Annotated in this window: 28 protein-coding genes; 14 read left to right on the top strand and 14 right to left on the bottom strand. The window is 61.8% G+C overall.

Translation table 11 applies throughout. The annotated features are described in order from the left end of the window. Positions 1-132: 132 nt before the first annotated feature. From NKJ80_RS17365 to NKJ80_RS17350, 4 genes are all read left to right on the top strand, one after another. Positions 133-867 (top strand): SDR family NAD(P)-dependent oxidoreductase, encoded by a 735-nt coding sequence (locus tag NKJ80_RS17365; protein ID WP_023699875.1) that lies wholly within the window; start codon positions 133-135, stop codon positions 865-867. A 50-nt stretch (positions 868-917) separates the two neighbouring features. Continuing rightward, entirely contained in the window at positions 918-1,670 is a 753-nt protein-coding gene (locus NKJ80_RS17360; RefSeq protein ID WP_352498012.1) for an SDR family NAD(P)-dependent oxidoreductase, read from the top strand. Positions 1,671-1,702: 32 nt separating this feature from the next. Continuing rightward, complete coding sequence (locus NKJ80_RS17355; protein WP_023732290.1) at positions 1,703-2,302, top strand: NADPH-dependent F420 reductase; 600 nt, start codon at positions 1,703-1,705, stop codon at positions 2,300-2,302. Between the two features lie 129 nt (positions 2,303-2,431). Further along, positions 2,432-3,064 carry a class I SAM-dependent methyltransferase gene (locus tag NKJ80_RS17350; protein WP_023751775.1) on the top strand — a complete coding sequence of 211 codons (633 nt, stop codon included), beginning with the start codon at positions 2,432-2,434 and terminating at the stop codon, positions 3,062-3,064. Positions 3,065-3,334: 270 nt separating this feature from the next. Here the strand turns inward: NKJ80_RS17350 and NKJ80_RS17345 are convergent, their stop codons facing one another. Both NKJ80_RS17345 and NKJ80_RS17340 read right to left on the bottom strand, forming a co-directional pair. Further along, positions 3,335-3,928, bottom strand: a complete 594-nt coding sequence (locus tag NKJ80_RS17345; RefSeq protein WP_023667783.1) for a DJ-1/PfpI family protein — start codon at positions 3,926-3,928, stop codon at positions 3,335-3,337. Between the two features lie 155 nt (positions 3,929-4,083). Then, complete coding sequence (locus NKJ80_RS17340) at positions 4,084-4,782, bottom strand: GntR family transcriptional regulator (RefSeq protein ID WP_023682751.1); 699 nt, start codon at positions 4,780-4,782, stop codon at positions 4,084-4,086. Positions 4,783-4,957: 175 nt separating this feature from the next. Here NKJ80_RS17340 and NKJ80_RS17335 point away from each other — a divergent pair, with 175 nt between their 5' ends. The 3 genes from NKJ80_RS17335 to NKJ80_RS17325 are packed head-to-tail and all read left to right on the top strand — an operon-like array spanning position 4,958 to position 8,518. Beyond that, a complete protein-coding gene (locus NKJ80_RS17335; protein WP_352498011.1) occupies positions 4,958-6,187 on the top strand; it encodes an iron-containing alcohol dehydrogenase in 1,230 nt (409 codons plus the stop codon). Positions 6,188-6,245: 58 nt separating this feature from the next. Then, positions 6,246-7,694: an NAD-dependent succinate-semialdehyde dehydrogenase gene (locus tag NKJ80_RS17330; RefSeq protein ID WP_352498089.1), complete on the top strand. Its 1,449-nt coding sequence runs from the start codon at positions 6,246-6,248 to the stop codon at positions 7,692-7,694. Between the two features lie 41 nt (positions 7,695-7,735). After that, a complete protein-coding gene (locus NKJ80_RS17325; protein WP_352498010.1) occupies positions 7,736-8,518 on the top strand; it encodes an alpha/beta hydrolase in 783 nt (260 codons plus the stop codon). Between the two features lie 332 nt (positions 8,519-8,850). On the opposite strand, the gene NKJ80_RS17320 is transcribed toward NKJ80_RS17325, so the two are convergent. After that, positions 8,851-9,747, bottom strand: coding sequence for an NAD(P)/FAD-dependent oxidoreductase (locus NKJ80_RS17320; RefSeq protein WP_023667777.1), 897 nt, complete (start codon positions 9,745-9,747; stop codon positions 8,851-8,853). A 129-nt stretch (positions 9,748-9,876) separates the two neighbouring features. Here NKJ80_RS17320 and NKJ80_RS17315 point away from each other — a divergent pair, with 129 nt between their 5' ends. From NKJ80_RS17315 to NKJ80_RS17305, 3 genes are all read left to right on the top strand, one after another. Further along, complete coding sequence (locus NKJ80_RS17315) at positions 9,877-10,506, top strand: TetR/AcrR family transcriptional regulator (protein WP_352498009.1); 630 nt, start codon at positions 9,877-9,879, stop codon at positions 10,504-10,506. A 538-nt stretch (positions 10,507-11,044) separates the two neighbouring features. Further along, positions 11,045-12,220: a zinc-dependent alcohol dehydrogenase gene (locus NKJ80_RS17310; protein WP_023682758.1), complete on the top strand. Its 1,176-nt coding sequence runs from the start codon at positions 11,045-11,047 to the stop codon at positions 12,218-12,220. 10 nt (positions 12,221-12,230) lie between these two features. Further along, the gene (locus NKJ80_RS17305; RefSeq protein WP_031199265.1) at positions 12,231-12,779 is read left to right on the top strand and encodes a hypothetical protein; all 549 of its coding nucleotides are present in this window, start codon (positions 12,231-12,233) and stop codon (positions 12,777-12,779) included. A 255-nt stretch (positions 12,780-13,034) separates the two neighbouring features. Here the strand turns inward: NKJ80_RS17305 and NKJ80_RS17300 are convergent, their stop codons facing one another. Continuing rightward, positions 13,035-13,259 (bottom strand): hypothetical protein, encoded by a 225-nt coding sequence (locus NKJ80_RS17300; RefSeq protein ID WP_352498008.1) that lies wholly within the window; start codon positions 13,257-13,259, stop codon positions 13,035-13,037. Between the two features lie 997 nt (positions 13,260-14,256). Between NKJ80_RS17300 and NKJ80_RS17295 the strand changes: the two genes are divergently transcribed. Beyond that, entirely contained in the window at positions 14,257-14,514 is a 258-nt protein-coding gene (locus NKJ80_RS17295; RefSeq protein WP_245260390.1) for a hypothetical protein, read from the top strand. 282 nt (positions 14,515-14,796) lie between these two features. Here the strand turns inward: NKJ80_RS17295 and NKJ80_RS17290 are convergent, their stop codons facing one another. Continuing rightward, the gene (locus NKJ80_RS17290; RefSeq protein ID WP_245270154.1) at positions 14,797-15,216 is read right to left on the bottom strand and encodes a hypothetical protein; all 420 of its coding nucleotides are present in this window, start codon (positions 15,214-15,216) and stop codon (positions 14,797-14,799) included. A 642-nt stretch (positions 15,217-15,858) separates the two neighbouring features. On the opposite strand from NKJ80_RS17290, the gene NKJ80_RS17285 reads away from it, so the two are divergent. Next, on the top strand, positions 15,859-16,275 hold the full coding sequence (locus NKJ80_RS17285; protein ID WP_352498007.1) for an EF-hand domain-containing protein: 417 nt from the start codon (positions 15,859-15,861) through the stop codon (positions 16,273-16,275). 202 nt (positions 16,276-16,477) lie between these two features. Here NKJ80_RS17285 and NKJ80_RS17280 read toward each other — a convergent pair whose 3' ends face one another. Beyond that, positions 16,478-16,642: a hypothetical protein gene (locus tag NKJ80_RS17280; protein WP_023667766.1), complete on the bottom strand. Its 165-nt coding sequence runs from the start codon at positions 16,640-16,642 to the stop codon at positions 16,478-16,480. A 1,010-nt stretch (positions 16,643-17,652) separates the two neighbouring features. On the opposite strand from NKJ80_RS17280, the gene NKJ80_RS17275 reads away from it, so the two are divergent. Both NKJ80_RS17275 and NKJ80_RS17270 read left to right on the top strand, forming a co-directional pair. Next, positions 17,653-18,312, top strand: a complete 660-nt coding sequence (locus NKJ80_RS17275; RefSeq protein WP_023686888.1) for a L,D-transpeptidase — start codon at positions 17,653-17,655, stop codon at positions 18,310-18,312. Positions 18,313-18,322: 10 nt separating this feature from the next. Beyond that, entirely contained in the window at positions 18,323-18,835 is a 513-nt protein-coding gene (locus NKJ80_RS17270) for an OmpA family protein (protein WP_023686887.1), read from the top strand. A 302-nt stretch (positions 18,836-19,137) separates the two neighbouring features. On the opposite strand, the gene NKJ80_RS17265 is transcribed toward NKJ80_RS17270, so the two are convergent. The 8 genes from NKJ80_RS17265 to NKJ80_RS17230 form a co-directional block, all read right to left on the bottom strand. Beyond that, on the bottom strand, positions 19,138-20,007 hold the full coding sequence (locus NKJ80_RS17265; RefSeq protein WP_023815136.1) for an SDR family oxidoreductase: 870 nt from the start codon (positions 20,005-20,007) through the stop codon (positions 19,138-19,140). Position 20,008: 1 nt separating this feature from the next. Further along, entirely contained in the window at positions 20,009-20,173 is a 165-nt protein-coding gene (locus NKJ80_RS17260; RefSeq protein ID WP_023815135.1) for a hypothetical protein, read from the bottom strand. A 23-nt stretch (positions 20,174-20,196) separates the two neighbouring features. Continuing rightward, on the bottom strand, positions 20,197-21,963 hold the full coding sequence (locus NKJ80_RS17255) for a thiamine pyrophosphate-dependent enzyme (RefSeq protein WP_352498006.1): 1,767 nt from the start codon (positions 21,961-21,963) through the stop codon (positions 20,197-20,199). 10 nt (positions 21,964-21,973) lie between these two features. Continuing rightward, positions 21,974-22,117, bottom strand: a complete 144-nt coding sequence (locus NKJ80_RS17250; RefSeq protein WP_023686882.1) for a hypothetical protein — start codon at positions 22,115-22,117, stop codon at positions 21,974-21,976. Between the two features lie 132 nt (positions 22,118-22,249). Beyond that, positions 22,250-22,438, bottom strand: a complete 189-nt coding sequence (locus NKJ80_RS17245; RefSeq protein WP_023707234.1) for a hypothetical protein — start codon at positions 22,436-22,438, stop codon at positions 22,250-22,252. 174 nt (positions 22,439-22,612) lie between these two features. Continuing rightward, on the bottom strand, positions 22,613-22,858 hold the full coding sequence (locus NKJ80_RS17240; protein WP_023707235.1) for a hypothetical protein: 246 nt from the start codon (positions 22,856-22,858) through the stop codon (positions 22,613-22,615). A gap of 13 nt (positions 22,859-22,871) precedes the next feature. After that, positions 22,872-23,087 carry a hypothetical protein gene (locus NKJ80_RS17235; RefSeq protein WP_023686879.1) on the bottom strand — a complete coding sequence of 72 codons (216 nt, stop codon included), beginning with the start codon at positions 23,085-23,087 and terminating at the stop codon, positions 22,872-22,874. Between the two features lie 187 nt (positions 23,088-23,274). After that, positions 23,275-24,402, bottom strand: a complete 1,128-nt coding sequence (locus NKJ80_RS17230; protein WP_023707236.1) for an NAD(P)/FAD-dependent oxidoreductase — start codon at positions 24,400-24,402, stop codon at positions 23,275-23,277. Positions 24,403-24,442: the final 40 nt, after the last annotated feature.

The following is a 24,442-nucleotide window of genomic DNA, read 5'->3' as shown; positions in this document are numbered from 1 at the left end:
GGATCGTTTTCGCACCAGCGATGTGCGCGATTGCGCACTCACCGCCCGACTTCGGCGAACCCATCTTGAGGCTCTCGCGGGACTTTCCCGTACAGCCAAAGACACGAGACGGCGAAACGAAGGATGCATGACATGAACAGACTGAATGGAAAGACCGCTGTGATAACCGGCGGCGCTACGGGCATCGGCCGCGCCGCAGCCAAGCGCTTTATCGAGGAGGGCGCCTTCGTCTTCATCTTCGGCCGCCGGCAGGAAGCGCTCGACGCCGCCGTGGCTGACCTTGGGCCTAATGCCCGCGCGGTTATGGGCTCGGTCTCGGATGAGGCCGACCTCGACCGACTCTACGCTGCGGTGAAGGCCGAGCGCGGAAGCCTCGACATCGTCTTCGCCAATGCCGGGGCGGGAAGCCCGCTTCCGCTCGGCCAGATCACCGCCAGGCACATTGACGAAACCTTCGACACCAATGTGAAGGGTACGATCTTCACGGTCCAGAAGGCGCTGCCGCTGATGAGCCAGGGCGGTTCGATCATCCTGACCGGGTCGAGCGCCGGCACCACGGGCGCTCCGGGGTTCACTGCCTATAGCGCGAGCAAGGCGGCAGTGCGCAACCTGGCGCGGACCTGGGCGGAAGACCTGAAGGGCACCGGCATCCGCGTAAACGTGCTGTCGCCCGGAGCGACGGCGACCGAACTCGCGAAGGAGGCGTTAGGCGAGGAAGGCCAGAAGGCCTACGGCGCGATGACCCCGCTCCAGCGCATGGCCGATCCGGCGGAGATCGGGGCCGTGGCCGCCTTTCTCGCGTCGCCGGACAGCAGCTTCATGACCGCCAGCGAGGTCGCCGTCGACGGCGGCCTGGCTCAACTCTGACCCCCAGCGCGGTCCGTACCTGGCCCGTGCGCAACGAAAGACAAAGAATTATGAAAAAACTCGAAGGCAAGATCGCAGTCATCACGGGCGGAAGCAGCGGGATCGGATTGGCCACAGCCAAGCGCTTCGTAGAAGAAGGAGCGCGCGTCGTGATTACCGGGCGAAGAGAGAAAGAGCTGAACGAGGCCGCAGCCTTCATCATGAAAAGCGTTACGACGGTCGTGGGTGACGTGTCGCTCCTGGAAGATCTGGATCGCCTCTATGCCGTCGTGAAGGAGAAACATGGTCATATCGACATTCTCTTCGCCAACGCCGGCGCGGGGACGATCGCACCGCTCGCCGTCGCTACCGAGGCACATTTTGATCAGACCTTCGATGTGAACGTGAAGGGTCTGTTCTTTACCGTGCAGAAGGCCCTTCCCCTGTTCAAAGACGGCGGTTCGATCATCCTGAATTCTTCAGTGTCGAACGTGTTGGGGCTTCCAGGGTTTAGTACCTACGCCGCGAGCAAGGCGGCTGCACGCAACTTCGCGCGCGCTTGGACACTGGAATTCAAAGACCGCAAAATCCGCGTCAATGCAATGAGTCCGGGACCAATCGAGACGCCGGCCTTGGAGACAACGACTGGCCTTACTCCTGAGCAAGCCGAGCAAGCGGCCGCCCAGTTTGCGTCACAGATCCCAATGGGTTGCAGGGGCAAACCAGAGGAAATCGCTGCTGCCGTCACGTTCCTCGCCTCCGATGAAAGTTCTTTCGTCACCGGCGTGGATCTCGCCGTCGATGGGGGCATGGCGCAAGTCTGACCCCGGCATTAGCACCAGATCGGAGAAATACTATGAACTATGCAATCGTAGGATTCGGCAATATCGGACGGGCCCTTGCCAAGGCGTTTGCCCGAAACGGCATCGAAGTTTCCGTTGCAACCACACGCGACCCGGAAAGCTTTGCCGCCGATGCGGCCGCGATCGGACCCACCATCATCCCCAAAAAACTGGCGGAAGCCATCAAGGCGGACATCATCTTTTTGGCTGTCCGCTTCGAGGCGCACCCGAATGTTGCGAAGGCGCTCCCCACCTGGCAGGGGAAGACGATCATCGATGTGACCAATGCCTATGGCGTGCCCCCTGAGGAACTGGGAGGACAACCTTCTTCCAAGTTAATCGCGCAGGCCTTCTCTGGCGCAAAACTGGTCAAGGGCTTCAACCATCTGGTCGCCCCGGTGCTTGATCAGGATCCGGCCGTACATGGTGGCCGGAGGGTCGTGTTCTTGGCAAGCGACGATGATGCTGCCGCAACACAGACTGGGGAGCTTGCGGAAAATCTCGGTTTCGCGCCGATTAAGCTTGGCGGGGTGTCGGAAGGTGGCCTGCTGGTCCAGGCGCGCGGAAACAGCTGGGGTCATCTGATCTTCAAGGACTTGGTCAAATTCGACTGACGAGCGCGACGTCCCCGGCAAAGAGACGACGCACGCGATCGGAACTCGGATCGGATCAAGCCCGATCCGATCCGAGCAAATGGAGAAATCAGTATGAGCACCCAGAAGAATATCCACTAGGAAATTTCGATGTACGACCAATCCAAGGTGTCCGATTTAATCCGGTTCGCACGAATCGAGGCGGGCTCCACCGTGATCGACGTTTACCCTGGCGACGGAGACTGGACGCGCCTCTTCTCCGACATCGTCGGATCAGAGGGGCGGGTCTACAGCTTCGTGCCGGCCGAAGTCGCCCACTTCAAGAACGATCCGGTCGGCCTCATGCGGACGCTCGCGAAGGAGCCGAGCCGAGAGAACGTCGAAGCCGCCTCGGCGGATCTCGTCGCGATGCCGAAGGTCACGCCGCCAGCCGATGTCCTATGGCTGCACCTGTTTTACCACGATCTTCACACCGCCCTGGTCCAGAAGAAGGGTGCGACGGCGGCCGACTTCAATCGAGCTGTCTACAAGCGGCTGAAACCCGGTGGGTCCTACGTTATCGTCGACCACGCCGCCGCCACTGGGTCGGGCACGAGCGACACCCGGTCGCTGCATCGGATCGACCCTGCATTCGTCCGCGAGGAGGTGGAGGCGGCCGGCTTCGTACTGGACGCGGAAAGCACCGTGCTCGCGAACAAGGATGACCCGCACTCGATCAAGGTGTTCGATCCCGCGATCAAGGGCGAGACCGATCGCTTCGCGTTTCGGTTCGTGAAGCCCTGACAGCTCCCGGGCGCCGACTTCATGTCGACCTCCCATTGAGTCCATCAACTCGGGTTCGCACCCGTCAAGCTGGGAAAGCTCAACGAGGATGGCGCGCTGGTGCACGCACGCGATGCGGCAGCGCCTTGAAGGCGTCCGAGGTGATGATGGCACAAGGTTCTGGAGCACACCTGCCGCAGGTTCCTGATCTGAACTTGATGAAATGACGGAAGTCGCCGCGCCGTTGAGGGAGCCGGCGCATCCCCTCAGGGATGCGCCGGGACAAACGGTTCAAGAATGGTGGATTTCCGTTCCCAGCACCTTCAGGCATTCACGGATGAACGCCGCAAGCGCGGTCCAGCCTTTGGCTGAAACCATGGTCCCATCGACATAGGCGTCGGTGGGAGACAAATCGATATAAGTGCCGCCGGCAAGCGTCACCTCCGGCTCGCAGGCGGCGAGCGCCGCCACCTTCTTGCCGCGCACGACGCCGTCGACCGCGATCAGAATCTGGACGCCATGGCAGATCGTGAAGATCGGCTTTTTCGCCTCGTGGAAATGGCGCACCATTGCCTGTATCCGCTTGTCGGTGCGGATGTATTCGGGGCCACGACCGCCGGCGCAATAGACAGCGTCGTACTGGCTCAGCTGCTTCTCGGCGTCGGCAAAGGTCTTGTTGATCAGCGCATTGTGGCCGGGCTTTTCGGTGTAGGTCTGATCGCCCTCGAAATCGTGCAGCGACGTCTTGATCATGTCTCCGGCGCTTTTGTCGGGGCACACGACATGAACGGTGTGTCCCACCGCTTCCATCGCCTGCTGATAGACGAAGATTTCATACTCCTCGGTGAAATCACCGGTCAGCATCAGGATTTTTTTGGCTGGCATGTCTTTCCTCTCGGTTTGTTTCAGGGGCGAGGTGCACTGCGCGCCTCCTTCCGGTATCGAAATCGGCTCAGAACGGGGAGTACAATTCGTAGGCGGCAGGCTGGGCGAACAGCGGCGCGCCGCGCTTGAGGGGCCTCGGACAAGACATCGCCAGGCTACTCGAACGCAGGCAGGAGCCTGTCCCGCGAATTTTCGATGTGCGCACGCATGGCTTTTTCGGCGGCGTCCGGATCGCCCCCGGCAAAGGCAGCGAGAATAGCCTCGTGCTCGTCGAGCGCCTCTTCGGTCACCCTGGAGTGATACATCAGGCGGAAGATATGGAAGTGGGTATGCTGGTGATTCAGCGTCTCGCGAATGAGTTCGTTCTGGGCGAACTCGACGATCTTGTCGTGGAAGATCGCGTCCTGACGGGCGAAGTTCGAATAGCGCAGGCGTTCGTCCTTGCCGACCCGCCGAGCCATGACGCCGGCCGCCTCCTGCAGCGCGGCAAGGCGCTCGCCGTCCATTGTTGCGGTGGCTTTGGCCGCGGCGGCAGGTTCAAGCAATAGACGCAGCTCGTAAAGCTCGTCGAAGCGCCGGCGGGTGATTTGTGGGGCGGCGCGATAGCCGATCAGGTGGGTTTTCAGAACCAGCCCTTCCCCCTCCAGCCTGCCAAGCGCTTCACGAATGGGGGTATGCGAGACGTTGAATTCCTTGACGAGATTGTCGACGGTGATGCGCGATCCCGGAGCAATCCTCAAAGACATGAGCTGCGCGAAGATTGCTTCGTAAACGTCGCCAGCCAGACTGTTGGCGCGCTGAATACGACCGGTCGCACGGGCTTCATTGTCAACCGTCAGGTCCGTGTTCTGCATCGTTTGCCTCTTGACAGAACCACCCACTAACATGATGCTCCGCGAAACTCAATCCTATATCCTATACGATTTTATTAGAGGGGTATCGCATGATCATGACCTGCAGCGCCGAGGTCGGCCTCTGGCACGAAGCCAAGCCTGTCGGCTTCCAATCCGTCTTCGCAGGATCTTGTGCATGAGCTTGTTTGCAGCGGCGCGCCTGCCGAGCGAGATTCTATTTGGCAAAGGCCAGCGCCATGTCCTGCCTGCCATTGCCGCCAAATATGGACGGCGTGCGTTCGTCTGTACCGATGAGCGCTTCGCGGCGACGTCGCAGTTCGCCGAGATTCTGGCTGGCTTGCACAACGCGGTGATCGAGGCGCTGGTCTTCGACCGAACGCTGCCGGATGTGCCGCGCGACAGCGTCGCCACCTGCATTGCGCAGGCGAAGGATTTCAAGCCGGACATGGTGATCGGCATCGGGGGCGGCAGTTGCCTCGACATGGCCAAATGCGCTGCACTTCTGCTCAGCCACGGCGGCAAGCTCGAGGACTACTATGGCGAGTTCAAGGTACCCGGCCCTACCCTTCCGGTGGTCGCAGTGCCGACGACGGCTGGAACAGGCTCCGAGGTGACCCCCGTCGCCGTGATCTCCGACCCGGATCGGACGCTGAAAGTGGGTATCGCCAGTCCGCATCTCATCGCGGCAGTGGCGCTTTGCGATCCGGATCTGACGGTGACCTGTCCACCGTCCTTGACGGCGATCGCCGGCGCCGACGCGCTGACGCACGCAATCGAGGCCTTCACAGCGGCCAAACGCGGCGCCGACCCTCATTTGCCGCAACAGCACGTGTTCATCGGCAAGAGCGCTCTGACCGATCATTTCGCGCTTCTGGCCATCAGGCTGCTCGGCCGCAGTCTGGAAAAGGCATATCGCGACGGATCGGACGAGGATGCGCGCGCCGACGTCATGATGGGAGCGCTGGCCGCCGGTTGCGCCTTCGGTACGGCGGGAACGGCCGCCGCCCATGCGGTGCAGTATCCCGTTGGCGCGCTTACCCACACCCCGCATGGCCTGGGAGTGGCCACGATGCTGCCCTACGTGATGACCTACAATCTGGCCGCAGCAGCCGCGGAGATTGCGGAAGTCGGCACTGCTCTTGGCCTTTCCCGTCAGGGCGGCGGCGACGCCGATGCCTTGGCGCACGCCACCATCCGTGAGGTGAGCCGGCTGTTTGGCGCCATCGGCATCACACCGACATTGGCCGAACTGGGTCTTCCCGAAGACAAGATCGACTGGACGGCCGAGCAGGCGCTCGGCATCGACCGGTTGATCAAGAACAATCCGCGTCCGTTCGACCGCGCCGCGATGCGACAGCTGGTCAGGGCTGCCTATGACGGCGACATGTCCGCCACCATGATGTGATCGACCAGGAGTTCATCCAATGAACATTGCCGCAGGCATATCCGACGAGGATCAAGATATGTTCGACTACGCCACGGTCTCGCACGGTCTCTACATTGGCGGACGCTGGCGGCCCTCATCGGAGGGCCGCGTGATCGAAGTGGTCGATCCCTCGACCGAAGCCGTGATCGCTGCGGTTCCCGACGCCACGCTCGCAGACGCCGCCTCCGCCGTCGACGCGGCCGCAAAGGCGGCGGCCGGCTGGCGCGAGACCCCGCCACGCAGGCGATCGGAAATCCTGCGGCGCTGCTTCGAACTGATGACCGAACGGGCGGAGACGTTGGCCGCGCTGATCTCGCTGGAGAACGGCAAGGCGCTGCGCGATGCGCGCGGCGAAGTCGCCTATGCGGCGGAATTCTTTCGCTGGAACGCCGAGGAAGCGGTCCGCATCAACGGCGAGTTCGGCCTTGCGCCCTCGGGCGCGAACCGGATCATTGTCGACTACCAGCCCATCGGCATTTGCGTGCTCATCACCCCATGGAATTTCCCGGCTGCCATGGCGACACGCAAAATCGCTCCGGCGCTCGCGGCCGGCTGCACGGTGATCCTGAAGCCCGCCAGCGAGACGCCGCTGACGGCCTATGCGCTTGCGGCGCTCTACGAGGAGGCCGGCGTGCCGCCCGGCGTCGTCAACGTGCTGACGACCTCGACCCCCGGGCCGGTGACGGCGGCCATGCTGGCCGATCCGCGCGTGCGAAAGCTGTCCTTCACCGGCTCGACCGGCGTCGGCCGCGTGCTGCTGGCCGAAGCCGCAAAGCACGTCATTTCCTGTTCCATGGAGCTTGGCGGCAACGCACCCTTCATCGTCTTCGACGACGCCGACCTGGAAGCAGCCCTCGACGGTGCGATGGTTGCCAAGATGCGCAACGCCGGCGAAGCCTGCACGGCCGCCAACCGGCTTTACGTCCAGGCCGGCATCCATGATGCTTTCGCGGAAGGCTTGAGCAAACGCATGGCGGCACTCAACGTGGGCCCGGGCACAGACTCAGACACAGAATGCGGGCCGATGATCACCAGGAAGGCTGTGCACAAGATCGACCGGCTTGTGCAGGACGCCGTTGCCCGCGGCGCCAAAATCCTGTGTGGTGGCGGCGTATCTGAAGGCAGAGGCTTTTTCTATCCGCCAACGGTGCTCAAGGACGTGCCGGCCGACGTTGCCATGGCTCACGAGGAGATCTTCGGTCCCGTGGCGCCGATCAGTCGCTTCGACAGCGAGGCGGAGGTCATCGCCAAGGCCAACGACACAGAATACGGTCTCGCGGCCTACATCTACACGCGCGACCTGGCCAGAGGAATGCGCGTGGCATCAAAGATCGAGTCGGGCATGATCGCGCTCAACCGCGGCCTGATGTCGGATCCGGCGGCGCCCTTCGGCGGAGTCAAGCAAAGCGGGTTGGGGCGAGAAGGCGGCCAGAAGCATGGCGTTGCCGAGTTCATGGAGGCCAAGTACATCGCCGTGACCCTGTGAGCGGACATCCCGCCAAAGATCCGTTTCGCATTCGCGATCATGTGGTCGAGTTCGACGACATGGTCGCCGAGATCGTTCGCAGAAGCGAGGAGACCAGGGCGAACGTTCCCATGGTCGCCGATGTCGCCTACGGGGCTGACGCCACCGAAACCATCGATCTGTTCTTTCCCGAGGGCAAACGGGACCGCCTGCCGGTGCACATGTTCATCCACGGGGGCTATTGGCGCATGTTCTCCAAGCGCGACTATTCCTACGTCGCCGAGACCGTTACGAACGCAGGCGCGATCGCGGTCATTGTCGACTACGCGCTGATGCCGACCGTCAGGATGGCCAGGATCGTCGACCAGGTGCGCCGCGCCAAGCGATGGGTATTTGACAATGTCGCACACCATGGCGGCAATCCCGGCCTGCTGACCGTTAGCGGTCATTCCGCCGGTGCGCATCTGGCAACAATGCTTTTCGACGGTGACGAGCGGCCTTCCGGCATCAAAGCTGCGCTGCTGCTTGGCGGCCTTTACGACCTGAAGCCATTGCAGATGTCGTTCCTTGCCGCGGAGATCGCGATCACCGACGAGGAGGCCCGCCGATTCTCGCCGATCGACCACAGTTTCGATCCATCCGTGGGCGTAGATATCTCGGTCGGCGCCGATGAAACGCCGCCGTTCCACAGCCAGGCCGCACTCTTCACGGACCACCTTGACACACAGGGACTGACTGTTTCGCGCACCACCCTTGGTGGGGCCAATCACATGAGCAGCGTCCGTGACCTTGGCTTGGCTGGTACCGAGGCCGCGTCACTGCTGGCCCGCGTCGTGGCCGCCTGAGACTTCCGCCAGAAGCGCTGCTGGGCGCGACCGTTCTTCAAAGTAGCGTCGCAGCATCGAGGTGCCGACAGCGGTGGCAAATCTTCCGCCACCGGTCGCCATACCGTAAGCCCGCCGGCGATGTCGACGTCGACGTGGTTCATGCTTTCCAGCGTGATTGAGCTTGATAACCGACGTCGGCGATCGCCGTCATGCAGGCAGCCCAGTTGAGTTCTCAAGGCTGGCCGGCCAAAGACGCCCTTCAGGGGAGAGCGGGCCGACGTTCCGCAACACCGGCCCGCAACCTCAGAATATGATAGCCCGCGGCACCCCGGAGAAGGGAATCTGCGCTCTCACACCAGCATCGACTGCTGGGCGAAGATGCCCGCCATCGCGCCGTGCGATATTGCCAGGGTGACCGATGGCGGCGTGAGGGGGTTGGCGAGGTCGCCCGCGGCGTAGATGCCGGGCATGCTGGTTTCGCGGCGCTCGTCGACCTTGAGGATTACGCCGAGGGGCGTATCGACCGTGGCGAGGCCCAGTGATTCATGCAGGCTTGCGGACGGCTTGTTGCGCGGATGCGCGAACAGGATGTCGACCGCGACCTTGGGGCCGGTATCGAGCTTGACGGTGGCGTTATGCCCCCCATGATGGGCGATCTCGCTGATCCGGCCGTCGACGACAGGTATGTTGCGGCGCGCCAGACCGGCCCGGATATCGGGCGGAATGTCGTGACCATCAGCGAAGACCGTCAACCTGTCGGTCCAATCGTGGAACAGCCTGACCTGATTCATCGACTGTGGGCCGGACCAGACGAGGCCCCAATGCTGGCCGGCGACTTCAAAGCCGTCGCAATAGGGGCAGGGCACGATGGACGTGCCCCAACCTTCGGCAAAGCCCGGAACATCAGGCATCTGGTCGGCGACGCCATAGCTCAGGATCAGCCGGCGCGCGCCGAGGCTTCCGCCATCGCCAGTGAGGACGGAGAAATCGTCGATGGCCCCGGAGAGGCTGTCGGCCCGGGCATTGACCAGCTTGATCGTGGGATAGCGCGCCAGCTGCCGCCGCGCCTCGGCCAGGATGTCCAGCGGTGGCTTGTGATCGTGGCCGAGCAGGCCATGCGAGTGGCCGGCGAAGCGGTTGCGCGGCAGGCCGGTATCGAGAACGGTGACCTTACGGCGGGCACGGCCGAGTTGCAGGGCGCCGGCGAGACCGGCAAAGCTGCCGCCGATGATGATGACGTCATCCATGATGGGCTCCGTGTTGTGGATGAGGGGCTGGTTAGACCTGGTTGAAACCTACCCATCGGCTTGCGCATTTCAGAAACTACATGGTATCGTAATCCAAGGATTAGGATACTGTCAAGGACTGGAATTGTCGTGACCGAAAATAGCCAGGGCCGGCGCGGCCGGCCCGCCAACGAGGCGCTTGGCCAAACGATACTCGACGCTGCGTCCGAACTCTTTGTGGAATTGGGTTTTCAAGCGACCACATTGGACAAGGTCGCCCAGCGGGCGAAGATATCCAAACTCAGCATCTATCGGCACTTCGAGAACAAGGAGGCGCTGTTCAGCGCGGCCATCGCGTCCGGCTGCCATCAGTTGTTTGCACCACAGGCCCTTCTTGAAGGCGTCGGCGGTTCGGTCGAAGATCAGCTCATGGCGGTGGGATCATCCCTGCTTCGGACGCTGTTGAGATCAGACGTCCGCAGTGTCGAAGCCATGGTCATGGCCGACCAGACGAATCCAAGGTCGTTAAGCAAGCTCCATTTCGAAGCCGGCCCCGCCCATGTCATCGCCCAAATCGAGGTCCTGTTGCGTCAGTTGCACGCGAAGGCGGTTCTGAACGTGCCCGATCCTCTCCGGTCCGCCCGCTTGTTTGCCGCGCTTTTCAAAGGATCCGATCTTTTGATTATCGCACGCTTCGATGAGGCGAGAGCGGCGGACGACAACGAAATCGAATCCTATTGCCGGTCGGCCGTCGCCATGTTCATCGCTGCGCACGGCTAGCAGTCCGCCCTGCCCGCTAATCATTGTATTTCTGCGAAATACTCCGCTAGAGTCGGCGGCGCGATGGCGCCCATCCACCCCATGTCGATCGCGCCGGGTCGGGCTGCGCGCCCGCCGGTGAGCGGCATCTCCTACCTGCTCCGGTCACACAGCGCTGACCCTTGAGCGCCTCCGCCGACCTGTGAGGGCGAGGAAGAGAATGCCGGTTATGGCCGCGAGAATCGAGCAGATGAGGTGTCGATCGCCGCGAAGGGACACCTGCGGACGGAACGTTTTTGGTACACTTGAGTACGTCCATTCGTGGGTCGGGCTCCAGCGGCTCGTGCCCGACGCGCCCCGGGGAAGGCCGCTGGTGCCCGCGACAGATCCTTCCAAGGTGCGGGTCTGGAACGGCCCAAAAATTCTCTCGAGCTCCCGGAACATCGGTCCGCCCCTGTGGTTCGACAAGCAGCGGCACAGTCGATCCAACCAGGCATCGGCCCGCTTAGGACAGGCGCGAGGTCCCTACCCACAGATCTTGCGAAAATAGGAGCAAGCTATGCGAGCGTTGGTCTGGCACGGCAAGGAAGACATACGCTGCGATCAGGTTTCGGACCCGGAAATTGAGGATGAACGTGACGCGATCATCAAGGTGACGAGTTGTGCCATATGCGGCTCCGACCTTCACCTCTACCACAACTATGTGCCAGCCATGCTGCCCGGCGACATCATGGGCCACGAGATGATGGGAGAGGTCGTTGAGGTCGGCAAGGGCGTCAACGGCGCTCTGAAGGAGGGAGACCGCATCGTCGTGCCGTTCACCATAATCTGCGGTGAGTGCGACCAGTGCAAGCGACAGAACTTTTCGGTTTGCGAACGCACAAACCGCAAGAAGAATCTCGGTGACAAGGTGTTCGGGCACACCACCGCGGGTCTGTTCGGCTACACTCATTTGACCGGCGGCTATCCCGGGGGACAGGCGGAATACATGCGTGTGCCGTTCGCCGATGCCACGCACGTAAAGGTGCCTGACAGCCTTACCGACGAGCAGGTTCTCTTCCTCGGCGATATTTTTCCTACCGGATGGCAGGCGGCGGCACAGTGCGACATTGAGCCCACCGATACGGTTGCGGTGTGGGGCTGCGGCCCAGTCGGGCAGATGGCCATACGCAGCGCCCTGCTGCTCGGCGCCAAACAGGTGGTGGCGATCGATTGCCTGCCGGAACGGCTTTCCATGGCCGCGGCCGGCGGCGCCATCGCCATCAATTTCGCCGAGGAAAGTGTCGTCGAACGACTGCGGGAACTCACCGGCGGAAAGGGCCCGGAGAAGTGCATCGATTGCGTCGGCATGGAAAGCCACGTCTCGCTGGCCCAGCCCGATACCGTCTACGATCGCGCAAAGCAGTTGATGCTGATGGAAAATGATCGACCGCACGTTCTGCGTGAGATGATCTATGTCTGCCGGCCGGCCGGCGTGATCTCGATCCCCGGCGTCTACAGCGGGCTGGTCGACAAGATTCCGATGGGACAGGCAATGAACAAGGGGCTCACCTTCCGAATGGGGCAGACCCATGTCAACCGTTGGACCGAGGATCTGTTGCGCCGCATCGAAGATGGCCAGATCGACCCATCCTTCGTCATCACCCATACCGTGGGGCTCGAGCAGGGACCCGAGATGTACAAGGTGTTTCGCGACAAGCAGGACAGTTGCATCAAGGTTGTACTGAAACCGTAGGGAAATCGTCATGAACGTGATTGCCAAACTTACCAACATCACCCGATCGCCTGGCGATCCCAAAGTGCTGAAGACTGGGCAGAGTGCGGTCGCGGCCTCCGATGGCCTTGCCCGCAAGCTCGGCTGGTTCAGCATCGCGCTTGGCGTCGCCGAGCTGGTTGGCGCCGAACGGATTGCCGGCGCGCTCGGCATGCGCGGCAAGGAAGATCTGATCCGCGCTTATGGGGCGCGGGAAATAAGCAGCGGCATACTCTCGCTTTCAGTGGACAAGCAGGCCGGGCTTTGGAGCCGGGTGGCCGGCGACGGCCTGGATATCGCGACATTGCTGACAGCATATCGGCATGGCAACCCAAAGCGCGATAATGTAGGCCTTGCGCTTGCCATGGTCGCCGGCATCACATTGCTCGACATCATCGGTGCGAAAAGCGTGACCGCGCGCCACTCTCGGAGCAGGACCAAGCCACGCGACTACAGCGATCGAAGCGGCTTTCCCGGAGGCACTGCCGCAGCCCGCGACCGTGCCCGCTCGCAGCGTAGCCAGGAGGCCGGCGCAGCCTGATAGAGATTTCCGAACCCTGGCGCTATGCGACCTGGACAGGTGGCATCTCGTCAGGCCCTAACGCCAGAGGTGGTTGCTCTCGGCGAGCCGAGTTTGCTGGAACAGAGTGGACCGTCGCGCGGCCGTTCTCGCCGTCTCCTGGGTCACCGCCGCGCATGGGTTGTGTGGCCGGTGCGTTAAAGGCACGAAGCAAGCAGCGATCCGACCGGTGTCGAGCCTTCCATGTCTCTTGCCTTGGCAAGGTTCCGGCGATCCTCAGGCCGAGTCGCGTTCGGGAAGCTCGGTCTCTTCCGCCACCCCTTTCCGCAGGTCTCGGCGCAAGCGTTCCGCTTCGTCGGAATTATTATCGTCGTCTGTCCGCTCGAGTTCGCGATCGATTGTCTCGCGCGACCCCTCTGCCGGATCCTGTTGCGGAGATGTGTTCGGGCCGGTTTCGATCTTGCCGTCGCCGGGAACGGTGCGGTCGCGAGACTTCGTCATCTTCAGCTTCCCTTTCATCTGTCATCTGCCTCGGCATCTCCGATGGCATGAATTTTGGCCGCTTCCCTGCCGAACCGGATCGTCGACGCTTTGTTCCGGGAAAGCCCCCGCAGGTTCGTGCTGGTCGGCCCCGGGGCATTGGTCGATGCCCTTGCCGGGAAGCATCCTATGCCAACGAGGTCGGCGGCAGCCTCATCAATGTCGTTATCAACATATGGGCTGTGAAGGCGTTTTCGGCCCGGACACGCGAGCACGCCAGGCTCGCGGCGAGTTTTCGAACCGAAGCAGATGCGCAGCGTAACAACTGGATGTATACGGAAAAGGCTGCCTCATCCACGACATCGCGCTTTCGGTAATGGCCGGCGGCATGCTCGCCTGGGCGGTCCGGCAGCTGGTAGCGAACTGGTCATAGGCCTTTGCAAAGCCGCGTCGATGAAGCGGGTGCGGTAGCGCTGGTCGGTGTAGCGTCGAGGCATCTGTCAATCGGAGACAAGCGCGACCGCTTGTGGGACCTCACTGTTTTTCCACCGGGACTCGACATCTCACTATCATAGTTGATTGTGGCTGCCGGTGACCCTGCGTAATGGATAGCCATTCCAACTCTCCAACAGGAAAACGGTATGTTGTATCCGGGTCGGTTTTTGGGGCCAAGCGACATTGAGATGCTCGCCCAGGTTTGTCACACGGTCTGCAAAGAGCGCGCCCTACCTCTTGCTTCGCAGAACGGAGAGCGCATAGCTGCGCACATACTCAGGCTGTTTATGAACGGCTTGATTGGGCAGAATGAACTGCTTGATGCTGAGAGGAACTGGGCTCGTCGGCCTGACCGTTCGGTCCAGCAGACGATGTCAACTACGCGCACATGAGAGGCCGCGTGACCCAGTCTTGGTAGTCGGGAAGCCGCCAAGGCCAGTTGGGAACAAACCTGACATTTAAGCGTTTGTAGAGCCCTTCCACCGGGCAACTCACCGAAATGCTTCTTGCCGTGCATGATGCGATGTCGACGGCCGTTTTGGCGGGCAGGAGCGCCAATGCGGAAATAGTAGGCGTGGTCGACCTCACCAACAAAGCTGAGGTCGACATCGGCATCACCAGCTTGGGAAGAGCCATCCAGTTCGTGGCCAACGCCTCGGTGCTTGGATACGACATTCGCGGCGCCATGGTCTTCTATGGCGCGCCCGGCACCCCGAGCCTAAGGGCGAGAGAGTGCGAGCGCTTGTGGGCGCAGTTTGGCGGCGCGCTTCTACAGCCGTAGCTCCATCAGGACGTTCGCCCCGCCCGTTCTTGGTATGAACGCGTACGGAACTAAGGCGCTACCCAGCCGCAGCGGGAATGGCTCAGTGGTAGCTCTAGCTGGCGACCGCACTAAGCAGCTTTTCGGTGATGGGCTTTGAGCGGCTGAGCCAGCGTGAGAACGTTCGGCCGCATATCTGCCGGTGCCTGCTTTCATGTGACTGGGCGGGGCTATTGGGGAGCCGTGTTGACCGCTGGCCCTTAGCCGAGGGAAGCACAGTACGGCAACCTCGCTCTTTGCTGGCTAACATCCTTCCGCTCTCAGGGACCGGACCATGCGCACAACAACAGGGTCATACGGTTTCTTTTCGGATTTCCGATAATTCATTGTGAAAAGCGCAGCACGCTGGTTGCAGACCATAATTGCACGGACGTAGCGAATCTCGCCATTCTTGACCCCGGAGTAGCTGGCCCATTTCGGGGCTAGGCGCCGATAGGTCAGTCGCCAACCGGCCTTTTCGTCCTCGATCATGCGATGTTCAATCTCGGCGCGAAAACTTGCTTTGCCCAGTCGCGCGCCCCAAACGACCAGAAACGCGTCTCTTGGGCCCTGAAAAGCCGCGCCCTGCTCCGAATTCTGGGTCAGGACGAAATTCGGAGGAATATCGAAACTAAAGCCAAGCTGTCGGACGCCGAAGGGCTGCCACGCCTCGGCCTGAAGCAACGTGGTCCAAAAGAGAAAAACTGTAAGTCCCAGCAGTAGGCGTCGCATTGCTCTGATTTAGCGCTGGCTAACATCGTGTCCAGACGGACAGAGGTCCGTGACATAAAAAATATGCTTCATGGCCGCGCAGCATATGGACGCGGGATTCGCGATTGACGGCGTGCGGTCGAAACGGCTTCCGTCCCACGAAAGGAGAGGACGCAGAGGGAATTGGTGCGTCGGTATGATCGATTGGCAGAAAATTGGCGAGGCCGAATGTCCAACGTTCATTGCCCGCAAAAATGGGCGCCGGCTTCCTCTTGTGCCTAGGGAAGAAGAGCCGAATTATTCCCTGGCGGAGACCCTGATCTACCTCAGACGGGGCATGCCTCAGTAACTTCGCCGTGACCTGATCCCTTCGGGGAACAATCACATCGAGCTCCAGTTTGGCCTTCAAGCGAAAGCACTGATGGAGCATGCCATGAGATTTCCACACAGCAGACGGCCGCGGCCGCCGTTTTCATTGCCCTGACCTCCCCCGCACTCGCCCAGACAAGCGGAACACCATCACCCTCGACACCTGCACCCGCTCCGGCAACCGAACCGCCGACCGCCGGACAGTTGCCGGATGCGACCGGACAAGCGGATGCACCAACACGCGAAATGATCCGCCAGATGGTTGAGCAAGCTGTCCGGGAGAGACTGCAGCAGGATCGCGGTTCCGAAGAAGGTTTCCGCGAGCAAGATAGTCGCAACTATCAAGGCGATCGCAACGAGGGTGCTGACCGCCACGATGAAGATGGCGGCCGTTGGCAGAACCACGGTGGCCGCGATCGTGGACACAGAATGGCTGGACGCTGGCATCATCAGCTGATGCGCAGTGCCGGCATGCGACTGATGTTCGGGCTGTTGGACACCGATGGCGACGGATCGGTTTCCGAGGACGAGGTTCAACGCGCGGTGGGCAGGATGTTCAGTAGCATTGACGAGAATGGTGACGGCAAGATCGATGCGGACGAGATCCAGTCCTTCATGCATGGCTCCAGCATGCATGGCACTGATAGCGAGGACACGCCGTAGCTGCCTTCAAAGTGAATGCCCTCCCTCGGACAAAGCGGGCGCGTGGCGGCCGATCCCGAAGAAGAGGTGTCTCTTGGCTGTTAGGCGCCCGGCCAGCACCCTTTAGGCTTGAGCTATTCCCGCAGTCCCGCGAGACGCCAGCCGTGAAAAAAAAGGCTTCGCATTGCTGATCGAGGAACGATCGAAGCCGACCAACGCAAGGTCACTCGGGCGCTCGGTCTTCCAGCAGAACGAAGGATGCGGCGATCAAGTCGTCGCCATTGATACGTCCTTGGCTGTCCTCCAACATAGTTGCAACCTTGTGGAAGGCCATCATTTCACCCGCGTCAATCTGCGCTTCACGCATCTTGGCTGTGAGATCAGCCACGCGATTTCCTAACGAATGTGATTTTGCAGTCTCGCAATTCGACATGATTAGTCATCCTTTGCCTTGGCGTTTCACGCTGCCGAACGCAATGCTTCAGCGGATGTTCCGAATTTGGCCATCAGTCTTATGGGATAGGACTTGCGTCTGATTGCGGTTGGAAGAAGCCCGAACGGCGGAACACGCAGCCGGACGCCGAATTGGAAACCCACCGTCGATCGAAGTCCCTTGTCGCCGGTTGAGATCCCGCATCTTCACTGTCGAGAGGGTGGCGGGATCACCTTCCGAGGAGCGAGCGCATATGAGGTAATAGATATTTGGCAGATGTACTCACGGCCATCCTGCTCGCTTCTTTTGTCTGCGCATGTTCATTCTTTTCGGGAAACCCCATCTCTCCAACAACACGCAACAACCGCGTTGCTACCCACGATTGATGCGATGACAACTGCATCAACAAAGCAAAGCCTCTTCGCCTAAGGTGCGATTGCCGCGGGCTTTTCGACTTGAAGGTCGTCCAACAGGTCCCGGTGGTCAGGCGGTGGCGTTCAGCGGGAGCCAGGTAGACTCATCGCGAAAATCCCGCAGCGAGGCATGTCGCAAGTCCTCCTCGCCGCGTGCGGATACTGGAATCCGCCTGGCTCGTTGTGACAGGCATGCGAAGATGAGTGTCGGCGCATGGACGCGGAAAAACCCGCCAGCGTGAGCCAGCGGGCCTTGTGATGGGATGGCCCGCGCGTGCGGTCAAGGCTGCGCGGGCCGACCATGATGAATGAGGGGACATCTTGGTCACCGGCACGACCGATGAAGAACGAGCCGGGTGTGACAAAACACCCTTGGAGCGAGGATGTTCCCGTCCGCACAAAAAAGCCCGCCGGCGTGAGCCGGCGGGCAATCGCTATTTTGCCGTCAAGCGGACAGACCGCTTGCGGCCCACCCACTGCAGCATTTTTCCACTTTGAGCCGAAATCATTCTCAACTATGGTTCGCCAGGCTTAAGGCATGGGGGATTGCCGATGGTTTTATCACGCAGGGGTGTCGTGCTCGGCGGTCTGGCGCTGGTCGCGGTCGGTGGAACCGGCAATATTGTTCAAGCCGCGGCGGCAAAATCCTTTTTCGCCGGTACCGCCAGCGATAACGATTTCGTCTATCGCAAGACCAACTTCGCCAAGATCGACAAGAGATGGCATCGCCAGATCGTCAAGTATTTCAGCAGCGAGCCGGTCGGCACCGTCGTGGTCGATACCCGCCACCACTTCCTCTACCTCATCATGGAAAACAAGACTGCCATCCGCTACGGCGTCGGCGTCGGCAAGGAAGGCTTCAAATGGTACGGCCGCGCGACGATCGATCGCCGCGCGCTGTGGCCGCAATGGGTCCCGCCCCCCGAAATGCGTGAGCGCAAACCGGACTTACCGCCCATGATCGCAGGCGGCGCGTCCAACAATCCGCTCGGGCCGCGCGCGCTCTATCTGTACCGCGACGGCGCCGACATCGGCTACCGCCTGCATGGCACGCTGGAGCCATGGAGCATCGGCACCGACGCTTCCAGCGGCTGCATCCGCATGTTCCCCGAAGACATCATCGACCTCTACCAGCGGTGCCCGATCGGCACCGCGGTGGAGGTCCTGCCGCACATCGCCGACCAGGCGCCCGCTTCCACCACTGTCGAATGATTGGCGCATCATGAACCGCATGATTGAAAACACGTGCCGGCTGCTCGCAGCCGGCCTGCTGGTTGTGGCCGCATCCTGCTCGACCAGCAACACGCTGGCCCCGTCCACGCCTGACGTCACCAACGCCGAGATTGCCGGCTTCCAGAACGTGCAGCCGGGAAGCGAGGAGGATTTTATCCTCAATGTCGGCCGCCGCACCTATTTCACGAAAGGTTCGGCCGCGCTCGATTCTGTCGCCAAGGCCACCCTCGACACCCAGATCGCCTGGTTGACAAAGCATCCGCGCTGGCTGCTCAAGCTGCAGGGTTTCGCCGACGATCCCGGCGCAAGTGAAACGGCGCTGTCGCAGCAGCGCGCCGATGCGGTGATGGACTACCTCGCCGCCGGCGGCATAGACCGGAACCGCATGTGGGCCAAGGGCTACGGCAAGGACAGGCTCGTCCGCGACTGCCCCGACTCCGCCTGCAGGTCGCAGAACCGCCGCGTTGTGTCTAATTTGCGCGATGAGAGGGACGAGTCGTAGAGGCTGCTGTTTTGCTGGCCGCCAAATCAGTCTCACAACGCGACGGCGGCATGGCTGCAATGCGCCTATCAGGGACATTCACCCAGCGTTTGCCCCCCCGAAACCTGACGCTCCGGTGAACCCGGAATGAAGTCAGCTTCCCGTCTACCAACCTCCGGCTCAGGGCCTGGTGGGAGGCTTCGGCATGCGCCTCGACCAGTTTGCGGACGTGGCGGTTGTCCGCGATCCTGATCGGCATGAGCCTCGCCACATGTCGGTGTGCTACGGGGAGTGGGCGCCGTGGAGCTAGCAGGTACGCTCGCTCAAAGCATCGGCCGTCCACCGGTGACCTCGTAGAGTGCGCCGGTGGTGTAGCTCGATCCTTCCGAGGCAAGCAGCACATAGGTCGCTGCAAGCTCTGCCGGTTGCCCGGGACGCTTGAGCGGTGTGTTCTTCCCGAACTCCTTGACCTTCTCAGAGGGCATTGTCGACGGGATCAGCGGCGTCCAAATCGGCCCGGGAGCGACCGCGTTTACCCGAATGCCGCGTTCAGCTACCAGTCCTGCAAGTCCGGCGGTGAAGTTGGCGATCGCTCCTTTGGTAGTGGCGTAGGCAAGCAGTGCCGGCGAGGGACTGGTCGCGTTGATTGAGGATGTGTTGATGATGGTCGAGCCGGGTTCCATGTGCTTCACTGCTTCCTGGGACAGATAGAACATCGCATAGACATTGGTGCGAAAGGTGAGATCCCATTCCTCCGCGCTGATGTCCTCCAGCTTCTCGAACGACGCCTGGTGGGCTGCATTGTTGACGAGGATGTCCAGGCGCCCGCATTCATCGATAGCTCGCTGCACAAGCGACCGCGCGAAGATTTCGTCCGAGATGTCGCCGGGTGCGAGCACCGCCTTGCGCCCCGCTTCCTCGACCAAGCGCGCCGTCTCCTGCGCATCTTCGTCCTCTTCAAGATAGGAGATCATGACGTCGGCGCCTTCGCGTGCAAACGCGATAGCCACCGCCCGGCCGATGCCCGAGTCCGCGCCGGTGATCAGCGCGACGCGGTCCGTCAGCTTACCGCTGCCGCGATAGCTCTCCTCTCCGTGGTCGGGCCGTGGATCCATCTCGTCGGTATAGCCGGGCATGTCCTGCTGCTGTTCGGGAAGCGGCGGCTGAGGATATTTCTGCTGGGCATCCTGCATGTCAGCTCCTTTTTTGGCTGGAGTTGCGGTTGTGTCGATCCGGTTCCGTGATCGGTCCCTTGGCGGCTTTCGAGCCACCGCCCCATTCCTCGGCCTTGCACGCTTGGTCGCCGCCCATGAGGTCCGGCGAACCGCGATTGGCGGTGCCGCTGTCGGTCTTGTTCAACTCGTGCTCCTTCTTGCGTGTGGTCAGTCTTTCTCGCCGGCGGTAATCATCGACCTCAGCGGCTCTTGCGCCACATTCGCCTCGATTTCCGCGCGTCCGGGGGTATCCGGTAGCGCCTTGCGGAAATTTCTCGCATAATCCGGTGGCATCTTCGGTGGCATCATCGGTTCGTACGGGTCGACCACGGCCTCGATGACCACCGGACCCTCAGCAGCCAGGGCAGCGTCGAGAACACCTTCCACCTCCTCGGCGCGAGAGACGCTGTAGCCGATGCCGCCCATGGCTTCGGCGGCCATGGCGAAGTCGATGGGCTGGAGTTCGCAGGCGAATTGCGGGTTACCGAGGAACATCATCTGCTCCCAGGCGATCTGATTGAGCATGCCGTTCTTGAGCACGAGCACCTTGAGTGGGACCCGGTACCGAACTGCCGTCGAGAACTCGCCGAGTTGCATCGCGAGACCGCCGTCGCCGACGACCGCGAAGACCGGCCGGCCGGGAAAGGCCAGGCCCGCGGCGATCGCATAGGGCAGTCCGCATGCCATCGAGGCCAGCGCGCCCGAGACGCCGAAGGCCTGCCCGTCACGCAGCTCGATATGGCGGGCCGCCATCTCGGTGTTCTGGCCGGAATCGGCAACCAGGATCGCATCATCGGGCAATCGTTTCCCAAATGCGCGTGTAACCACCTGGGGCTTGAGCGAAGTGGCGGCCTTTTGCTCCGACTGCGCCATCATCTCGCGCCAGCGTCGCATGCCCGCCTGCGCCTTCTCGAGGAAGCTGCGATCATCCTTGCGCTTCAGGCGCCTGTTCAGCAATCGCAGCGTCACGGCGGCATCGCCGGCAAGGCCGGCCTCAACGGGATAGCGCAGGCCGATGCGCTGCGGGTCGCGCTCGATCTGCACCCCGCGCGCCTGTCCCGGCTTCGGGTAGTATTCGATGTAGGGAAAGGTCGAGCCGACGACGAGCAGCGCGTCACATTCCTCCATGATTTCCTGCGACGGCAGCGTGCCGAGAATTCCGATGCCGCCAGTCGTCAGCGGGTGATCGTCGGGCAAGGCAGCCTTACCGAGCAAGGCCTTTGCGACGGGGGCACCAAGCAGCTCCGCCGTCTCTTCCAACTCGTGCCTGGCACCAAGCGCGCCCCGACCGGCGAGGATCGCGACCTTCGTCGCCCCGTTCAGGATCTCGGCGGCTTTCGCAAGTTGTTCTTCGTCGGGAAGCCTGCTTCCTTCGAACCAACGATCCGGCGTATGCGACGGTTTGTTGCGCTTCGAGCGCTTGGCTTGGTAGAGCGTGTGCTCCTGCACATCGCTGGCGATCGACAGATGCGCAACGCCGCGACGTGCCAGCGCCGACCTGCAGGCGAGACCGGCCAGGCTTTCCATATGCGCCGCGTCGGAGACCTGCGCGCTGAAGACGGCGACATCGCTGAAGACGCGCGTCAAGTCGACATCCTGCTGGGTGAAGGTCTCGATGAGGTCGTGGAACTGCATGCCGGTAATGGCGAGCACCGGCGCTTGGTCGAGCTTGGCATCGTAGAGTCCAGTCAGGAGGTGTGTGCCGCCAGGGCCGGAAGTTGCGAGGCAGACACCGAGCTTGCCTGTCCATTTTGAGTAGGCGCACGCCATGAACGCCGCGGATTCCTCGTGCCGCACCTGAATGAAGCGGATGCGGTCCTGCCGCTTGCGCAGCGCCTCCATGATGCCATTGATGCCGTCGCCCGGCAGGCCAAAGATGATATCGACGTTCCAGTCGATCAGCGTCTCGATGAGGATGTCCGCGGCGGTCGGCATGTCTCAGTCCTTACCGCGATGCGGATCCCGCCGCCTGGCTGCTCTTGTTCGCGGTCTTGTCAGTCTTACGCTGGTCTTTGTTGCCGCCGCGATTGCCGCCATGCAACTCGTCGGAAGATTGAGCGGTCTTGCCGTCTTCCAAATTAGTGGCCATGCGCAAAGCTCCCTACATCCGGCCTGCCTAACCAGAAAGTCGGTGAGATGTTCCGTGCCCGAAGGCAAGGCCGCCTAGTCAGGTGCCGAAGGCAAACGTGTCAGTACCACCCGATGAGGCGCTGTTCGGCAGTCAGCGGCTGAACAGGCGAGGTGCGATCGAACAGACGAAGGCATCGAACTGCTGCGAGGCCGAGGATTGCATGTAGTGGCCGAGGCTGTCTGATCGCCAAAAGCTCTCGCGGCAGAGCTGGCCGATGTTCAGGTCGCGTCTTCGCAGGTCCCTATAGCCAGAGCGCAACGCCGCCCGGACCGTCCCCATAGGCGAACTCCTCGCACCCCTCGTCGACGATTTCTCGCGCGGGATTCCGCCTCAGTGGCGAAAGGACTCGTTCGTCGCGCACACCGCGGCGGGCGATGTGCGCCTCGACCATGCGGTGCCTGGCGTGCCGGTAGTCTGGGATGGCTCCTCGATAGCCTTAAAAAGACGGCAGGCTTAGTCGTCCTGCCTGCGCTTGTGGTGCTCGCTCTCCTGGTTTTCGCCGCGGATCATCTGGCGATCGTCCTTGTCGGTCAATTCCACGCCCTCGTCGCGTAGATTGGCGCCGTCTTGCCGCGCCTCGCGCTCCTGCTTGGATGTCTTCAGCTCATCCTCGGCATTGAAATCGTCGCCGGCATTGCTGGAGTTCTCGCGCTTTTCGATGATGCGCAGCTGCTGCTCGTGGGTCTTCCGGCCGGCCATGGCAAGGTGCCTCCTACTTGTTCGTGCGTCCGGTCTGGTCAGGGTTGATGCCGCCCTGAGGCGTGACGTCGTTCTCGACATCGCCTTCGAACGTATTGTCCCCATCGAGAGCATCGCTCTCGTCGAGCATATCGCCGCCCTTGACCGCGCCCTTCGAGGTGCCGATTCCCGGGTTGTCTCGCAGATCCTTGTCCGTGGGCTGTTTAGTCTTGGGGTGTTGGTTGGTCATGGAATTTCTCAGCGCTGGTTGAGCTTGGACGAAAGACGGTCCTGGCGCTGTCCAACTTCAACGTGGAGAAAATGTTCCGGAACATATTCGCTTGTCAGGTGCGCGTAAGCGGCCAGGCGGCCGCCGTCTCGGCTAGCGAAACTCCAAGCATGCCACATTACATCCCATTCCGAGGCGAATTGGCAGGCTAAAGTGAAAATCGAGACGGTCGAAAGCTTGCAAGGAGTGGGTGCTCTGTTCCGGTGGCGATCTCGGTTGCAAGCAGTTCGCCGGCAATCAAGCCAAGTGTTGCGCCGCTGTGGCTGAAGGCGACGTAATACCCCTCGATCTCCCGCAACTGGCCGAAGACCGGCTCGCCGTCTCCGGGGATCGGCTTGGGCCCGACACCGTAGCTCTCCAATTCCAATTTCGGATGACCGTCGAGAACATTCGACGCTTCGTCGAGAAGCCCCTGGATGGTCGATGCTTTTACGCGATAAGTCCCGTCCGGATTGACTACCACCTCTTTTTCCGACCAGGCAGAATCGAGCGCGAGGGCGCCATCAGGCGTCGGCCGGATGGCGACGCGCGGCGTGTTGAGCACGGCGCGTAGAGGCAAGTCGACTGGCTTGGTGCTGACCAGCAGCGCGATCGGTGTCCCATCGGCAATACGCTGACCGGCCACGGCAACCATTCGCGGCACATCCGCACCGGTCGCCAGAAGCACCGCGTTGGCGGCGAAGCTGATCCCGCTGGTGGTGGTGACGCCGGTGGCGCGGCCGTTGGCGACGGTGACGGTAGCGCTTCCGGCCTCGGTGACCACCTGGCCGCCCCGCTCCACGAATTCCGCGATCAATATTTCGATCAGCGACGGCAGGTCGACCCAGCCCTCGCCCGGGTTGAAGATCGCGCCTTGAGGCGTGACAGCGCTTGCGCAGACACCCGGCGCGACCAACCTTATGGCGTCCGCGGACAGATGCTGCGCATCATAGCCGAGACGTTTTTCGTGAGCGAAGACATCGGCGATCTCGTTTGAGGCATCGTCCGCATCCCACGTCAGGCCACCGTCGAAACGCAGCCAGGCGGCATCCGGGCATCGCGCCGACAAACTGCGGTAGCGGTCGATACCGATCATGCGCAGGCGATGATATTCAGCCGAGCGCCTGCGCGCCGAATTGATCCAGGCGAGCGAGCGGCCGGAAGCTCCCTTGGCGAGCGGTCCATCATTGACCAGCACGGTCTCGATGCCGAGCCTTGCAAGATGAACGGCCGAGGAGACGCCAAAAATGCCGCCGCCGACAACAACGACCTTGGAAACCTGATGTGATGCAGCCATGAGATATCTTTCACTGGTGGAGGTTGGTTTGGGCGGCCGT

The organism is Mesorhizobium sp. M0030 (genome assembly GCF_040323695.1).
Lineage (GTDB): Bacteria > Pseudomonadota > Alphaproteobacteria > Rhizobiales > Rhizobiaceae > Mesorhizobium.
The sequence above is the reverse complement of the archived record's forward strand: the minus strand, read 5'-3'. Positions and strand labels throughout refer to the sequence as shown.

What these genes read in the sequence shown, in the direction of transcription:
- NKJ80_RS17360 (WP_352498012.1), top strand. Translation starts at nt 918, where the DNA reads ATGAAAAAACTCGAAGGCAAGATCGCAGTCATCACGGGCGGAAGCAGC.
- NKJ80_RS17240 (WP_023707235.1), bottom strand. Translation starts at nt 22,858, where the DNA reads ATGGCCGGCCGGAAGACCCACGAGCAGCAGCTGCGCATCATCGAAAAG.
- NKJ80_RS17250 (WP_023686882.1), bottom strand. Translation starts at nt 22,117, where the DNA reads ATGGCCACTAATTTGGAAGACGGCAAGACCGCTCAATCTTCCGACGAG.
- NKJ80_RS17365 (WP_023699875.1), top strand. Translation starts at nt 133, where the DNA reads ATGAACAGACTGAATGGAAAGACCGCTGTGATAACCGGCGGCGCTACG.
- NKJ80_RS17265 (WP_023815136.1), bottom strand. Translation starts at nt 20,007, where the DNA reads ATGCAGGATGCCCAGCAGAAATATCCTCAGCCGCCGCTTCCCGAACAG.
- NKJ80_RS17245 (WP_023707234.1), bottom strand. Translation starts at nt 22,438, where the DNA reads ATGGGGACGGTCCGGGCGGCGTTGCGCTCTGGCTATAGGGACCTGCGA.
- NKJ80_RS17230 (WP_023707236.1), bottom strand. Translation starts at nt 24,402, where the DNA reads ATGGCTGCATCACATCAGGTTTCCAAGGTCGTTGTTGTCGGCGGCGGC.
- NKJ80_RS17355 (WP_023732290.1), top strand. Translation starts at nt 1,703, where the DNA reads ATGAACTATGCAATCGTAGGATTCGGCAATATCGGACGGGCCCTTGCC.
- NKJ80_RS17305 (WP_031199265.1), top strand. Translation starts at nt 12,231, where the DNA reads ATGAACGTGATTGCCAAACTTACCAACATCACCCGATCGCCTGGCGAT.
- NKJ80_RS17285 (WP_352498007.1), top strand. Translation starts at nt 15,859, where the DNA reads ATGATCCGCCAGATGGTTGAGCAAGCTGTCCGGGAGAGACTGCAGCAG.
- NKJ80_RS17340 (WP_023682751.1), bottom strand. Translation starts at nt 4,782, where the DNA reads ATGCAGAACACGGACCTGACGGTTGACAATGAAGCCCGTGCGACCGGT.
- NKJ80_RS17300 (WP_352498008.1), bottom strand. Translation starts at nt 13,259, where the DNA reads ATGACGAAGTCTCGCGACCGCACCGTTCCCGGCGACGGCAAGATCGAA.
- NKJ80_RS17310 (WP_023682758.1), top strand. Translation starts at nt 11,045, where the DNA reads ATGCGAGCGTTGGTCTGGCACGGCAAGGAAGACATACGCTGCGATCAG.
- NKJ80_RS17335 (WP_352498011.1), top strand. Translation starts at nt 4,958, where the DNA reads ATGAGCTTGTTTGCAGCGGCGCGCCTGCCGAGCGAGATTCTATTTGGC.
- NKJ80_RS17270 (WP_023686887.1), top strand. Translation starts at nt 18,323, where the DNA reads ATGAACCGCATGATTGAAAACACGTGCCGGCTGCTCGCAGCCGGCCTG.
- NKJ80_RS17320 (WP_023667777.1), bottom strand. Translation starts at nt 9,747, where the DNA reads ATGGATGACGTCATCATCATCGGCGGCAGCTTTGCCGGTCTCGCCGGC.
- NKJ80_RS17255 (WP_352498006.1), bottom strand. Translation starts at nt 21,963, where the DNA reads ATGCCGACCGCCGCGGACATCCTCATCGAGACGCTGATCGACTGGAAC.
- NKJ80_RS17275 (WP_023686888.1), top strand. Translation starts at nt 17,653, where the DNA reads ATGGTTTTATCACGCAGGGGTGTCGTGCTCGGCGGTCTGGCGCTGGTC.
- NKJ80_RS17295 (WP_245260390.1), top strand. Translation starts at nt 14,257, where the DNA reads ATGTCGACGGCCGTTTTGGCGGGCAGGAGCGCCAATGCGGAAATAGTA.
- NKJ80_RS17235 (WP_023686879.1), bottom strand. Translation starts at nt 23,087, where the DNA reads ATGACCAACCAACACCCCAAGACTAAACAGCCCACGGACAAGGATCTG.
- NKJ80_RS17330 (WP_352498089.1), top strand. Translation starts at nt 6,246, where the DNA reads ATGTTCGACTACGCCACGGTCTCGCACGGTCTCTACATTGGCGGACGC.
- NKJ80_RS17350 (WP_023751775.1), top strand. Translation starts at nt 2,432, where the DNA reads ATGTACGACCAATCCAAGGTGTCCGATTTAATCCGGTTCGCACGAATC.
- NKJ80_RS17345 (WP_023667783.1), bottom strand. Translation starts at nt 3,928, where the DNA reads ATGCCAGCCAAAAAAATCCTGATGCTGACCGGTGATTTCACCGAGGAG.